The sequence below is a fragment of the Kordia zhangzhouensis genome, assembly GCF_001005305.1.
Taxonomy (GTDB): Bacteria; Bacteroidota; Bacteroidia; order Flavobacteriales; family Flavobacteriaceae; genus Kordia; species Kordia zhangzhouensis.
Genome location: NZ_LBMH01000006.1, coordinates 283329 through 297617 on the forward strand (window position 1 = coordinate 283329; position 14289 = coordinate 297617).

A 14289-nucleotide genomic window follows, 5' to 3' on the forward strand; every position below is an offset into this window, starting at 1 on the left:
ATAACTAAAAAAAGGAGTGCTATTTTTGCCAAAAAATTATAGCATGACACGAAGACTATTTAAAGAGTTCAAAGAATTTGCTGTTAAAGGAAATATGATAGACATCGCAATTGGTGTTATTATTGGTGCTGCCTTCAATAAAGTGGTAGATGTATTGGTAAAAGAAGTGTTTTTGCCGCCACTATCTTTATTGACAGATGAAATCAACTGGTCTGACAAAAAATTAATTTTACGTGAAGCCATTATAGAAGATACTACTGTAAAAGTTCAAGAAGTTGCTATTGCTTACGGTAAACTTCTTGAAGTATTAATGGACTTTGCTATTATAGGGTTTGTTGTATTTTTAGTAGTGAAATTCATGAACTCTATTCGAAATAAAGCACAAGATCCAAAAAACAAAACAGTCGCTACACCTAAAGAAATAGAACTATTGAATCGAATGACAGAATTGCTAGAACGTCAATTGGAAATTACCGAAAAAAATGCGCTAAAAAAGTAATCTTTCTATTTAATTTTAAATGTAGCCAGCCAATCATTCAATGCTGGAATCATTCGTAATTTGTAAATCAAAAATCCATTTAAAAGCATGAACACTCCTACTTTGATTACGATGTCTAAAAGTGTTGAATTGGTTGCTGGAATTTGATACAGTAAACTTGCACTTCCCACGAAAGAAATAAGCAATAGAAGGTGTTTTTTTGTGAATGGTTGAATTTTATATTTTGTGTAGATAAACACTAATTTGACACTGTTGTACAACGTCATTGAGATCAATGTTGCATATGCGGCACCTTCAATTCCTAAATCAAGATATTTTATAAAATATATATTTAACGTAATATTTAATAGCACTAATATAGCAATAGCAATCATGTTAAAACGATAGTACTTTGAATACAATAAAATATGAGAGTTAAAAGATGTGGTCATATCAATCACAACATTAAAACTCAAAATCAAGATTACCGGAATGGTGTCCATTAAATTTTCTCGTGTAGGCAAAATAGAGAACAAATCTTCAACACCTAAGTAGATACAGCTAAATAGAAATCCTCCTATCGCAAACAATAATTTAGACACTTCTTGATATTTTTTACCTAGGGAAGAAATATCGTCTTTGGCAATCAGCTCTGTGATAATTGGACTATAAATTGTGTACAATCCAATTGCTGGAATTGCCAATGTTGCTGCCAAAACTACACCAATACTATATGTTCCATTGGCTGTCATCGCATTGCTTCCTTCTATCAAGTTGGGCACCATAATACCATCAATCTTAAATGCTAATAAAGAACCGAGAATACTAAAAAAAGCAAAAAGACTATATTGAACATATTCTCTTCTAAAAGAAGGATTAAAGACTTCTTTCGGGCGAAAACGAAATTGAATACGAGACACTTTTATGACATATCGCAAAGCTACCAACATCAAGATAACAAAGCAAAGTGTATACACAAGCTTTCCTGTTTCAACCGAAATATAATCTCCCAATAACAATAAAAAAATTAGAGGAAAAAACACTTTAACCGAAAAGCGTTCTAGTAACGTAGGAATTGCAATTTTCTTATAATTAGATGCTTGTCGCTTGCTTATATCCATAATTGCAAATGAAAATCCTACAACTATCGAATATCCTAAATAATCAAACGTGCGTATAGCTGGAAACAGATGCTTTAAAGAATTTGCTAATAATAAAAACATTACTGAAAATAGCATACTATTAATCACTACGACGAATAAGGTTGTTGAAAAAAAAGAATTCCGTTCGTTACTTGAGTTTTTAAATCGTGGAAAATAATTCACCAACGATTGTGAAGTTCCAAACACAAAAAAAGCCATTAAAATTTGTGCACCGTCAAAAATATAACGGATAATTCCTAGAAACTCTTTATTATTAGGGTAAATAAACAGCGTAGATACAATTCCGATAGCAGCACCAATATAATTAATGATACTAAATTTAAGCGTTTGTGATGATACTTCTTTTTGGTGATTTTCCAAGCGCGCAGTAATTATAAAAACAAATGTACGGATTTTTGGATTGTGTCTCCGATGTTGTTCTATATGTTAAAACAATTGTTACTTCTGTAGAATATAGATGTTTCCCATTCTCGATGATTGATAGGTCCTAATCCTTGAAAGTTGATTTTCTTGAATCCGTTTTGTCGAAAGTGTTCGTATCCTTCTTCATATTCGGTTCGGTCAGAGTTGTCCCAAATCACGATTCCGTCCTCTTTTAGCGCGTTGATGCAGTTTTTTGCACAAGCGACACGATCTCTACCATCGATCACGATAATGTCAAATTCGTTCGTAAATTCAAGTATTTTAGCACTGTATCCTTCTTCTAACGGAATGCATTCATATGCTACGTTTGACAGCGCACTGATCTCGTTCTTTTTTAGATCAAAATATACTTTGTCATGTTCAACCGAAAGCATACTTTTTACTTTGGGAGCAAACCAAAGTGTTGAGTTTCCACTTCCATATTCAAATACTTTGAACGATGTGTTTTCTAGTTTTTGTGTGATGAAATGAATCGACGCATACGTAAACCAAGGCAATGGCGAATTGTGTTGATCAACTGGAGTTGATAAAAATCGACTTAAAAACCAACCTTTAGGCGTTAGGTATTTTTTAGAGAAAAAATACAATTCCAATACTCTTGCGGTAGGTTTATATTTTCGGAGTATTTTTTTTAAAAATTCCATCTGTTGAGATAAAAAATGATCGCTTCGTTTAAAGTCACAATATTAATCATTTATTTTCCGAATGCCGTATTTTAACGTTGTTGTTTTACCAACTGCTTTCTACTTGTTTGATGAATTCTTATCGTCGTAGCGTGATGTTGGTAATATACGTTTGCGCTTGATCGTTTCTTGTGTAATTGATCAAAATCCAGTAATCGCTTGACGGAAGTGCTTTCCCTCTGTATGTTCCGTCCCATGCAGGAAATCGTGGCGTTAGCGTTTTGATTAATTTTCCATAACGATTAAATATGTGTACGATGTAGTTACAACCTTGCACATCTTCCAAATACCATCCATCATTATAACCGTCGTTATTTGGTGTAAAAAATTTACGAACTCGAAAGCATTGTTCTGTTTCGTCTTCACAAGTTAATTGCAAAGAAGCAAACATGTCAGCACATCCTGTAAGGTTTTCTTCTACGACGATATTCAGATATTCTCCAAACGGCAAGTTTTCAAGAACAATAGCACCTTGAGTATTCGCCACGGTAGATACTGTATTCGTTATTCCATTCAATTCATAAGAAACTGTGTACGTAGCGTTGGCGGTGGCTCCTTGAAAAGCGATCGTTCCGTCATTGACCTCACATTCGCTCGGATGCGTTATGTTTGGTATTAGAGTTAGATTTGTACTTTGCAACACTTGATCATTCACCGTAGTGATACAATTCGTCGAGATCTCTTCTACTACTATCGAAGTGTACGTTCCTGCACCTAAATTGTTGATCATTATTACTCCAGAAGCATCTGAACTTATCGTAAGCGTTTCGGTCGTGCCATTCAAATTGTACGAAACGACATAGTTTTCATTCGCTGAACCACCTTGAAGAATAATTTCTCCGTCGTTGATTCCGCATCCACTGGGATCGGTCACACTTGTGGTAAAAGTTATGTCTGTACTTTGCAACACTTGATCATTTACCGTAGTGATACAATTCGTCGCGATCTCTTCTACTACTATCGAAGTATAGGTTCCTGCGCCTAAATTGTTGATTGTAATCACACCAGAAGCATCTGAACTTACTGTAATCGTGTCGGTCGTGCCATTCAAATTGTATGAAACAGTATAGGTTTCATTCACTGAAGCACCTTGAAGGATAATTTCTCCGTCATTGATTCCGCATCCACTGGGATCGGTCACACTTGTGGTAAAAGTTATGTCTGTACTTTGCAACACTTGATCATTTACCGTAGTGATACAATTCGTCGCGATCTCTTCTACTACTATCGAAGTATAGGTTCCTGCGCCTAAATTGTTGATTGTAATCACGCCAGAAGCATCTGAACTTACCGTAATCGTTTCCGTTGTGCCATTCAAATTGTACGAAATAGTATAATTTTCATTCGCAGAAGCACCTTGAAGAGTAATTTCACCATCGTTGATTCCGCATCCACTTGGATCGGTTGTGTTTGCTGTTAACACTAACGAAACTCCTTCTATTTCTAGCATTCCGATTCCATCCGTACATGGAGAAACCGTATCAACGACCATGATAGATTCATAGAGTCCTTCACTTAAGTTTGTAAGTAAGATTTCGCCGTTGGCATCTGCATTATAGGTATTTTGCACCAAGTTCGATTGATAAGAATAATCGACCACATAAGCTTGATTTGGCACTAATCCTGAGATCAGAATAGTTCCATTTGACGCATTGCAAGAAGATATATCAGTCTCAGTAAATGTCAGTACAAAGGCAGGTTGATCTATAAAAATATCTCCCAAGGCATCCATACAGTTCAAATTTGTATTGGTAACCTCAACGGAAGCATATACGCCACCCGTAAGATTGGAGATCAGTATTTCGCCACTAGCGTCAGACGTTGCGTTCAATACTTCTTGCACTCCATCAAGTTGATACGTTATTTGATAGGTTATGTTTGCTCCTAAATTGCTTATGAGAATGCTCGCGTCAGCAGCGCCACACATGGAAGGATCTTGCGTAACATAATTCGCATTGAGATTGCCACTTAGCGACACAGCACCTAGATTTTCGGAACATCCAATAGTGTTATCGCCAACAACAATATTTGTATAGTTTCCAACAGACAAACCTACAATTGATGCTTCTCCGCTCACGTTTGAAGTCACAGTTTGCGTCATCATTGTTCCGTTGAGCTCATAGGCAATATTGTACGTCGTATTTGGACTTAAATTTCCCAGTGCAATTTCTCCGTCATTTGTACTGCACGAAGTAGGATTTTGCGTAGCTTCTATCGTAAAAGATAATTCTCCGAGTTCTAGAATCCAAACGGCGCCTTTGTCATTACCATTTTCGCTGTCTTTATAAGCGCCAACGGCAAAGCGAATCGTTCCGGCATCATTCAGCACAGTAACAGCACCTCCAAAAAAATCGCCTGAGTTTAAGTTTCCTGAAAAACAGTTTTCACCAAATGTATACATACGTTCTTCCGAAACGGTTCCATCAGCATTTAACTCAATCAGAAAAAAAGCGCCTGTTTGAAGCAATGTCGTAGGGTTTTGTTGTCGCAACGCACCAACGACGATCTCAATTTTACCATCATTATCAATATCAACAACACCATCAATAGATTCTCCAAAAAGAGCATCCGTAGAAATTGTTCCATTGAATCCTCCTGATAAATTTGATACTTTTTGATAGTTTTTTACCGTTCCATTCGAGTTTAAGAATAGTACGTAGAAACTTCCTGAATTGGTATTTTGATCGTCATCGCGGTACGCGCCCACCACGATATCCGTGACACCATCTTGATCTAGATCGCCAACATTCGCCACAGATCCACCAAAATAATCTTCAAATGCTAGTGGTGCAAAAAAATTCCCTTGCGTATCGCTGATTTTTTGGTAGTTATTCACGGTAAAATCAGCATTCATAAATAAGATCCAAACCGCGCCTCTTCTAGAACCTCCGTCTGCATCTCTTCTTGAACCTACGGCCAAATCCTGTATTCCGTCACCGTTTAGATCGCCTATATTTTCTATATCCGTTCCAAAAATTGCGTCTCCATTTATAAACCCAGTAAAACCTCCTTGCGTGTCACTTATTTTGGTATGAGAATTTACTGTTCCATCACTATTTAAACTTAAAATCCAAACAGCACCATGCCAAAAGCCACCGTCACCATCATAGTCTGCGCCTACTGCCAACTCGATTAAGCCATCATTATTAAGATCTCCCAAATAAGCAACTGCACCTCCAAATCTATCATTTGGATCTAAGCTGCCTGTGAAATTCCCACTCGTATTACTAATTTTTGTATGAGAAATTACTTGATTGCTAGCATCTAAAAATAAAATCCAAACAGCTCCTTTATCAGTCCCGCCATCATCATCTGTATACGCTCCCACTGCTACGTCATTAATACCATCACCATTAAGATCGCCTATGTTATCTATCGAAATTGCAAAATTATCATTTGCATCAAGGTTTCCTGAAAAACCACCATACAACTCATTGATTTTCTGGAAACTAGCAACTGAATAATTTTGAGCACAACTAAAGCATGTGAAGACAAAAAAAGAGAAGGCAACTAACCACTTTATCATGTGAAAAAATTGTTTAGAAGAGTTTTGATATCACTATATTTGCAATATACATAAAATTATGAATCTACTGTATACAATTATCTATCAACCTGCAATTAACAAGGCGCTTCGAAACCTAAGTTTTCTCTTCAAAAAAATCCTACCTTCAAAATTTCAGATCCATCCTTCAGGAAAACTGACCATTGCTGTTGATAAAGACCATGATCCTTTTATTTTACAAACCAATCAAACCAGTTATATCAGCAAAGAGCTTTTTTGGGATGGCGCATCCAATTTTGAATATACGCCAGTGTTTATTGATCTGATAAAGAAAGCCTCTGTTTTTTTTGATATTGGAGCCAATATAGGGTACTATTCTATTTTGGGATGTAATGTAAATTCACAATTGACCACGTACGCTTTTGAACCTGCTTTAGGTGCTCGCACATATTTAACCGAAAACGTAAAGATCAATAAGCTAGATCATCAAATTTTTGTGGAAGCTTATGCGTTGATGGACAGTCCAGGTGAGATCGATTTTTTTGAGATCCGAAATAAAAAATACCCTGCTATCTATAATTTATCCGGAGAACATAATATTGGTACGAAAACGTATAAATTGGCTACTAAAATTCGAGTGCAAGCCACTACACTTGATGCATATGTTGCAGATCGTACGATTGAAACCTTAGACCTCATTAAGCTGGATACAGAAGGTGCTGAATGTTATATTTTAAAAGGCGCCAGCAAGACCATTGAACATTATCAACCTATTATCATATGTGAATTATTGTTCAACAGAATTGAGAGAGAACTTGAAGAACTCATGAGCAAACACGAGTATACATTTTATGCACATACTGAGAAAGGTTTACAACTAATGAATACTTTGGTAAGAGAAGTAGACAATCAGGTGCGAAATGTATTTTTTGTTCCAAAAGACAAACAAAACCTCGTGGACAAATGGATTATACGTTAAGATTCATTTTTTACCTTAAAAACTCAAAAAATTAGATGCGTTATAGTGTTATCATTCCTGCACACAATGAAGCTGCGTTTATACAAATGACGCTACATTCTATTGTTTCGCAAACTTACTTACCTAAAAAAGTGGTTATAGTGAATGACAACTCATCTGATGATACAGAGAAAATTATTGATATTTTTACCCAACAACATCCTTATATCACTAAGGTTAACACAAATGCAAGCGATGCACATTTGCCAGGCAGTAAAGTAATCGATGCATTTTACAAAGGATTTGAAACACTTGATAAAAACTTTGATATAATCGTAAAACTAGATGCCGATATCATTTTACCTAAAAATTATTTTGAGACAATTTGTAATCATTTCAAAAACGATCCAAAAATTGGTATCGCAGGTGGCTTAGCCTTTGTTGAGCAGCAAGGAAAATGGGTTTATGAAACTGTTGCTGATAAAAATCACGTTAGAGGACCATTTAAAGCGTATCGAAAAGCTTGTTTTGATGAAATTGGAGGCTTACAAAAATCGTTAGGATGGGACACTGCCGATGTTCTTTTGGCACGCTTTTACGGTTGGAAAATTTATGTAGATCAAAGTTTACATGTACAACACTTAAAACCTACTGGAAACGCTTATAAGCAAAAAGTACATCAGGATCACGGAGCTGTTTTTTACAAACTAGGGTATGATTTTTGGATTGCATTGATTTCTTCTGCAAAGATTGCTTTACAAAAGAGAAATGTTTCCATATTTATAGCTTATATGAAAGGTTTCTTGAAAGCAAGAAAAGCCAAAATTCCCAAAATGGTAACTAACAAACAAGCCTCTTTCATCCGGTCTTATAGACGTGCACAGATGTTAAAAAAATTGAAGGCTATTTTTTAAAAGTAAGTTAAGAATGTATTGTTATTTTTAAAAAAATTACAATCTTTCAAAAATTAACCGTAATTTGCTGTCATCGTTCTCTTTCAAATAACCCTAACATATAAATAGTTCATGGCAAATGCTATCATCATTGAAGATGAAAAATCTTCTATGGAATATCTCGTTTCTATTCTAAAAAGAAATCACAAAAATATTAATATTCTAGGCTGGGCTACCAATGTTCAAGAAGCTATATCATTTATTGAAGAAAACGACCCAGATATTGTTTTTTTAGATATTCAGTTGAATGATGGCAATGGTTTTGAAGTATTAGACCTATTAAAAATACAAATGACTTTTGAGGTTATTTTTACAACAGGTTTTTTAGATTATAAAGAAAAAGCGATGGACTATTTTGCTTTTTATTATCTGAATAAACCTATACAAGAAACGGAGCTCAAAAAAGTACTTGATATGTATCAACTAAAGATAAGTGCTTTCAATGTCAAGAAATACAACGCTTTCAAAGAACAAATCGAACAAAAAAACAAACGGATTACCATTTATGAAAAAGGACAATATATTTCTGTTCGATTAAGTGACGTAATTTATATTGAAGCTTTTGGAAACTACACTACTGTTTATACTGTGAATAACAAACAATCTGTAATTTCCAAAAACTTAAAAAAAGTAGAAGACATGATTGAAGCAGATAATTTTTATCGAGTGCATCGTTCTTTTTTAATCAATACAAAATATATTGAAAAATTCTCCAAAGGAGGAAACATCATCATGTCCAATCAAAAAGAAATTCCTATCTCTATTCGTAATCGAAAAAAAGTGTTAGAAATTTTAATGCTTCAAAACAAGTAATCCCTTTATTTTTTCAACACATAATGAATAGGATTTCCTGTAGCTGCATTTGGCAATGATATTTCCAAAAGAGCCGAAATTGTAGGAGCAATATCTGTGATTTCAGTACGTTGCCAAGTTGCTCCTTGTCGAATTCCATTTCCATAAAATAATAATGGCACATGTGTATCATAATTAAATCCTGAGCCATGGGTTGAACCTGTTCGTGAATATGAAATCGTAGCAACATCTAACACAAAGCATACATCCCCTGATCGTTTTTGATGAAATCCTTTTTGCAATGCGCTTGCAATTCCATAATTAAATTCACTTGTTGTTAAACTGTGACGCGTATATACTTTAGCTATTTGTTTATAGGCTAATAATTCCTTTTGCAGAGCGTTTTCTATCTCTTCAGCATTACGTCCTAATCGTTTAATTTCGTCATGATTAAAGAAAATCTGACCATTGGAAATGTTAGTAATTATATTTTCACTTCCATAATTGGTTTGCAGGAATGCCTGTAAATGTTTTTTCAATAATCCTCCATCAAAATATCCCGAAGGAATTTTTTGATCTTGCAAATAGGATGGCACATGAACAGCCGCATGATCTGCAGTTAAGAAAACTGTATAGTTTCCTTTTCCAACTTCTTCATCTAATGCAATCAATAACCGTTCAATATCCTTATCTAAGCGAATATAGGTATCTTCTATTTCTTTCGAATTAACCCCAAATTTATGTCCTACATAATCTGTACTAGAGTAGCTTACTGCTAAAAAATCAGGGTATTCATCAGCTCCCAATTGCTCTCCTTTTATGGCAGCTATAGCAAAATCTGTAGTAAGATTGTTTCCATACGCTGTTCCTTTTAAAATATCAAACCCACCATTTTGATCTTTCAAAGCATTTAAATCATAAGGAAAGCTCGTGTCGTTTTTTCCCCTGAATGTTCCTTCATAAGAGTTTTCATCTGCATCACTTTCTGTATAATTGGCAATATCATACAAAGTATTCCATGGTTTCATATATTTTTCAGCTTCATCAGAGGCATTGAAATCTTGTACCCAACCTGGAAGATTATCTCGATAATACGAACTTGTAATCCAATATCCCTTATCTTTTCCATAAAACCAGTATGCACCATTAGCAGCGTGTCCTGCAGGCAAGATAGCTCCACGATCTTTAATGGCTATACCAATAACCTTTCCTCGTTGTTGTGTATCTAAGCGTAATTGATCGGTTACAGAAGTTGTTTGCATACGATGCGGAGACATTTTTCCTTCATACTTATCTTCAACTCCTATAGATTTTTGATTGGAGTCAGAAGCACAATACACATCTTCTTTTGTAAATTTATCATACCAATTGTTTGCTATTATTCCATGATTAGCAGGCGTTGTTCCTGTGTAAACGGAAGCATGTCCAGGCCCTGTATAGGTTGGGATATAGTTGTAATGGTTATTTTTACAATTAAATCCTTCAGAAATCATCCGCTTAAATCCACCTTCTCCATATTTACGTTCAAAACGGGTTAAGTAATCATATCGCATCTGGTCTACCACAATACCTACTACCAATTTTACTTTTGAGGAAGATGAAGTGCGTGTGTTTGTTTGAGTCTGAACAACTTTATGTTCCGTTTTCGTTTTTTGCTTTACTGAAATACACTGCACAAAAAAGACAGACAAAATACCTAAAGTAATTACTTTCTTCATGGGAGATTTTAATTGATTTTAACTAAAAGAAGTTTTCCTTCTAAAATTTTTCAAAAATAATCGTTTTAAAATAAATAGCATTTAAGTAATCATTAATTCCATTAATTATTTTAATAGCTAATTCGAATAGTGTATTTTTAGCCCATGATTTACCTAGAAAATATAGGACGCTATTTTTTAATGTTAAAAGGCGTATTTAGCAAAATGACCAAATGGTCAATGCTAAGAAATCTTATTTTTAAAGAAATCGATGATTTAATCATTGGTTCTATGGGAATAGTTTGTTTTATTTCCTTTTTTGTTGGTGGAGTTGTTGCCATTCAAACAGCTTTAAACATCAACAATCCTTTAATTCCAAAATATTTGGTAGGATTTGCAACGCGACAATCCGTAATTTTGGAGTTTGCTCCTACATTCATTTCCATTATTATGGCAGGAAAAGTAGGTTCATTTATTACTTCTAGTATAGGTACCATGAGAGTTACCGAGCAAATTGACGCTTTGGAAGTAATGGGAGTTAATTCATTAAATTATCTTATTTTCCCTAAGATAATTGCCCTATCATTATATCCTTTTGTCATTACTATCGCCATGTTTTTAGGAATTCTTGGTGGTTGGATGGCTTCTATATATGGAGGGTTTTCAACAAGTGCGGATTTTGTACAAGGGTTACAAATTGATTTTATCCCTTTTCACGTTACCTATGCGTTTGTAAAAACATTTGTATTTTCGTTTATCCTAGCAACAATTCCATCATTTTATGGATACTACATGAAAGGTGGTGCACTTGAAGTTGGAAAAGCAAGTACGACTGCATTTGTATGGACGAGTGTAGTTATAATTTTGATAAATTACCTCATCACACAATTATTATTGACGTAATGATCGAAGTAAAAAACATAAAAAAATCGTTTGACGGAGTAGAGATTCTCAAAGGAATTTCTACCACTTTTGAAAAAGGAAAAACTAATTTGGTAATTGGTCAAAGTGGTTCTGGAAAAACCGTTTTTTTAAAATCTTTACTAGGCCTTTTTACTCCTGAAGAAGGTTCTATTTTGTTTGATGGAAAAGACTACAAAACCCTTTCTGATGAACAAAAAAGAGAATTGCGAACCGAAATGGGTATGGTTTTTCAAGGAAGTGCCTTGTTTGATTCGATGACAGTTTCTGAAAATGTTATGTTTCCTCTTCGAATGTTCTCAAATCAACCATTAAGTGAAATGCAAGACCGTGTTGATTTTGTATTGAAGCGTGTAAATTTGATTGATGCGCACCACAAGTATCCGGCTGAAACTTCTGGTGGAATGCAAAAACGAGTAGCAATTGCACGCGCTATTGTGATGAATCCTAAGTATTTGTTTTGTGACGAACCAAACTCTGGACTAGATCCTCGAACTGCGATTGTTATTGATAATTTAATTCAAGAAATTACAGACGAATACAACATCACCACTGTAATTAATACGCATGACATGAACTCTGTTATGGAAATTGGGGAAAAAATTGTCTTTTTAAAAGACGGTCATAAAGCGTGGGAAGGAACCAACAAAGAAATCTTCAAGACAGATAACAAATCTGTCACTGACTTTGTATATTCTTCTGATTTGTTCAAAAAAGTACGCGAAGTGTATTTGAAAGAGTTGGAAGATTAAAAAAAGCGAACCAAAGTTCGCTTATAAAATTCATTAACAAGTAGCGTTAGGACAACCTGAAAGGATTCCTGTTGGTTCTGGAGGACACGTCCATGAAACTGGAAGTGGTTCTTGTGGTATTGGATTGTGCGGCGCTGGTGCTGGCTTATCTTTACACCATAACAATGTCCATAAAATATAAGCTCCTCCTGAAACTTGCTGGCTGTCCAATTTAGAGATTGACTCCTTGTGTAAGACCAAACTTTTTACCTTCTTTTTTTTCATAATTTCTATTGTTTTGTTTCGTTTCTCAAAGATCTGACCATCTTAAAAAATACTCAACGATAAAAACACTAATTATGAATAGGGAAAAACACCAAATTAACTATTGAGATGAAAACCTTTTATCAGAAGGTTAGTTCGTGGGGTTACTTTCTGTAAAACAAAAAAGCGAACCGAAGCTCGCTTTTTTAAGTATAAGATTTTTTCTAATTTTTACTTTATGCGTTCAATGATTAATGTATCTAACGTTAATTCATCTCTTAACCATTGTTTAAGTTCCTGCTCACGCACTGTTTTTACACTGTCAGACAATTGCGCATTCCATTTAACAGCTGCCACAGGAATTGTATCTACTTTGATAAAATCAGTTGAGTTTAACATTTTCGCAAAACCAAACTGACGCAAATCTGCATATCGGATTTTGGCATCTTTAGCAACTTTACTAAACTTCACATAGCTATCATTTTCTACAGAAGCTCTTGATTCTAACTGTGAATTTAAGTTTGAAATTTCTTGTTTAAGTTCTGCTATTTGTTTTTGCAAACCATCAATAATATTTTTGCTTTCATCCAAATCTGAATAAGCCCTTTCTAACGATTCTGAAAGTTGATCAACACTTCGGGTTTTGTTTCCGCTTACAACCAATTCAAAATCTTTTATGTATTCGTATTTTTCTAATGCTGCACGATAATCCGCTTCTAAAGCTGGAGGCACTTCGCCATTAAAGTGCAAGGATATTTTTTTCTTATCTATATCCAAGTCTTTATCGCGCTTTTGCAACCAAACTTCAGTATTTTCAGCAATTGGTTTTATAAATAAGTTATAATCTCTTCGTATGTTAGATTCTTGTAATACATTCCAAAAAGTCCAAATTGCTGGAATCATCACCGCCAACGCAATGACTGATGCTAACTGAGAAATACGCTTCCGTTTTTGGGAGTTTGCATATTTTAGCATCGGGAATCGAAGCAACTTCAATACCAAAAAAGTCGCTAATGCAATAAAAATGGTGTTGATTGTAAATAAATACATCGCTCCACCCGCATATCCTAATCCTTGTGATCCTCCTTTTGCCAATCCGTAACCAACTGTACATAATGGTGGCATTAAAGCTGTTGCAATTGCCACCCCAAAAATTACCGAAGCAATGGTTCCTTTTTTAGTACGAGCAATAATTAATGCTAATCCACCAAAGAAGGCTATTAATACATCTCGAATATCAGGTTGTGTTCTCGCTAATAACTCTGATGAATCTTCCTGTAACGGAAAGAATTTAAAAAATAAGAATGCTGTTAACACGCTTAAAAAAACCATGACACCAAAGTTGACTAATGATTTTCGCAGTGTATATATATCATTAATCGCTATAGACATTCCCATTCCCAAAATTGGTCCCATAAGTGGAGAAATTAACATGGCTCCAATTACTACAGCAGGTGAGTTAGCATTCAACCCAATAGATGCTATAAATATGGAACAAACTAAAATCCAAGCGGTAGCTCCTTTAAACGGAATGTCTTTTTTAACATCTTCGATTGTTTGATCTTTATCTACATCATCTCGAATATCTAAGAGTTTATATATAAAACTTTTTAATCCTTCCCACAACCCTTTTGGGTCATCATTTGCAGGCGTTGTTTGTGTATTCTCTTTTGGTTTGTCTTCAGAGAAATTGAATTTGCTTTCTTCTGTACTCATAAATT

12 protein-coding genes are annotated in these 14289 nt (G+C 34.8%); 6 read left to right on the forward strand and 6 right to left on the reverse strand.

The window, feature by feature from the left end; translation table 11 throughout:
* The first annotated feature begins 43 nt into the window (after positions 1-43).
* The gene (gene mscL / locus AA088_RS11625) at positions 44-499 is read left to right on the forward strand and encodes a large conductance mechanosensitive channel protein MscL (RefSeq protein WP_046745164.1); all 456 of its coding nucleotides are present in this window, start codon (positions 44-46) and stop codon (positions 497-499) included.
* Positions 500-504: 5 nt separating this feature from the next.
* Here the strand turns inward: mscL and AA088_RS11630 are convergent, their stop codons facing one another.
* The 3 genes from AA088_RS11630 to AA088_RS11640 form a co-directional block, all read right to left on the reverse strand.
* Positions 505-2001: an oligosaccharide flippase family protein gene (locus AA088_RS11630; RefSeq protein ID WP_046745165.1), complete on the reverse strand. Its 1497-nt coding sequence runs from the start codon at positions 1999-2001 to the stop codon at positions 505-507.
* Between the two features lie 59 nt (positions 2002-2060).
* On the reverse strand, positions 2061-2708 hold the full coding sequence (locus AA088_RS11635; RefSeq protein ID WP_052752879.1) for a class I SAM-dependent methyltransferase: 648 nt from the start codon (positions 2706-2708) through the stop codon (positions 2061-2063).
* Positions 2709-2826: 118 nt separating this feature from the next.
* Positions 2827-6273: a T9SS type B sorting domain-containing protein gene (locus AA088_RS11640; protein ID WP_046745166.1), complete on the reverse strand. Its 3447-nt coding sequence runs from the start codon at positions 6271-6273 to the stop codon at positions 2827-2829.
* 58 nt (positions 6274-6331) lie between these two features.
* Between AA088_RS11640 and AA088_RS11645 the strand changes: the two genes are divergently transcribed.
* The 3 genes from AA088_RS11645 (at position 6332) to AA088_RS11655 (ending at position 8976) form a co-directional block, all read left to right on the forward strand.
* A complete protein-coding gene (locus AA088_RS11645; RefSeq protein ID WP_046745167.1) occupies positions 6332-7231 on the forward strand; it encodes an FkbM family methyltransferase in 900 nt (299 codons plus the stop codon).
* A 35-nt stretch (positions 7232-7266) separates the two neighbouring features.
* Positions 7267-8124: a glycosyltransferase gene (locus AA088_RS11650; protein ID WP_046745168.1), complete on the forward strand. Its 858-nt coding sequence runs from the start codon at positions 7267-7269 to the stop codon at positions 8122-8124.
* A 111-nt stretch (positions 8125-8235) separates the two neighbouring features.
* On the forward strand, positions 8236-8976 hold the full coding sequence (locus AA088_RS11655; protein ID WP_046745169.1) for a LytR/AlgR family response regulator transcription factor: 741 nt from the start codon (positions 8236-8238) through the stop codon (positions 8974-8976).
* 5 nt (positions 8977-8981) lie between these two features.
* Here the strand turns inward: AA088_RS11655 and pafA are convergent, their stop codons facing one another.
* Positions 8982-10673: an alkaline phosphatase PafA gene (pafA, locus tag AA088_RS11660; protein WP_046745170.1), complete on the reverse strand. Its 1692-nt coding sequence runs from the start codon at positions 10671-10673 to the stop codon at positions 8982-8984.
* Positions 10674-10817: 144 nt separating this feature from the next.
* On the opposite strand from pafA, the gene AA088_RS11665 reads away from it, so the two are divergent.
* Both AA088_RS11665 and AA088_RS11670 read left to right on the forward strand, forming a co-directional pair.
* Positions 10818-11555, forward strand: a complete 738-nt coding sequence (locus tag AA088_RS11665) for an MlaE family ABC transporter permease (protein ID WP_046745171.1) — start codon at positions 10818-10820, stop codon at positions 11553-11555.
* Entirely contained in the window at positions 11555-12325 is a 771-nt protein-coding gene (locus AA088_RS11670) for an ABC transporter ATP-binding protein (RefSeq protein WP_046745172.1), read from the forward strand. Before AA088_RS11665 ends, AA088_RS11670 begins: the two co-directional genes overlap by 1 nt.
* A 33-nt stretch (positions 12326-12358) precedes the next feature.
* Here the strand turns inward: AA088_RS11670 and AA088_RS11675 are convergent, their stop codons facing one another.
* Positions 12359-12589, reverse strand: a complete 231-nt coding sequence (locus AA088_RS11675) for a class I lanthipeptide (protein WP_046745173.1) — start codon at positions 12587-12589, stop codon at positions 12359-12361.
* 210 nt (positions 12590-12799) lie between these two features.
* Positions 12800-14284, reverse strand: coding sequence for a DUF389 domain-containing protein (locus tag AA088_RS11680; RefSeq protein WP_046745174.1), 1485 nt, complete (start codon positions 14282-14284; stop codon positions 12800-12802).
* Positions 14285-14289 lie beyond the last annotated feature (5 nt).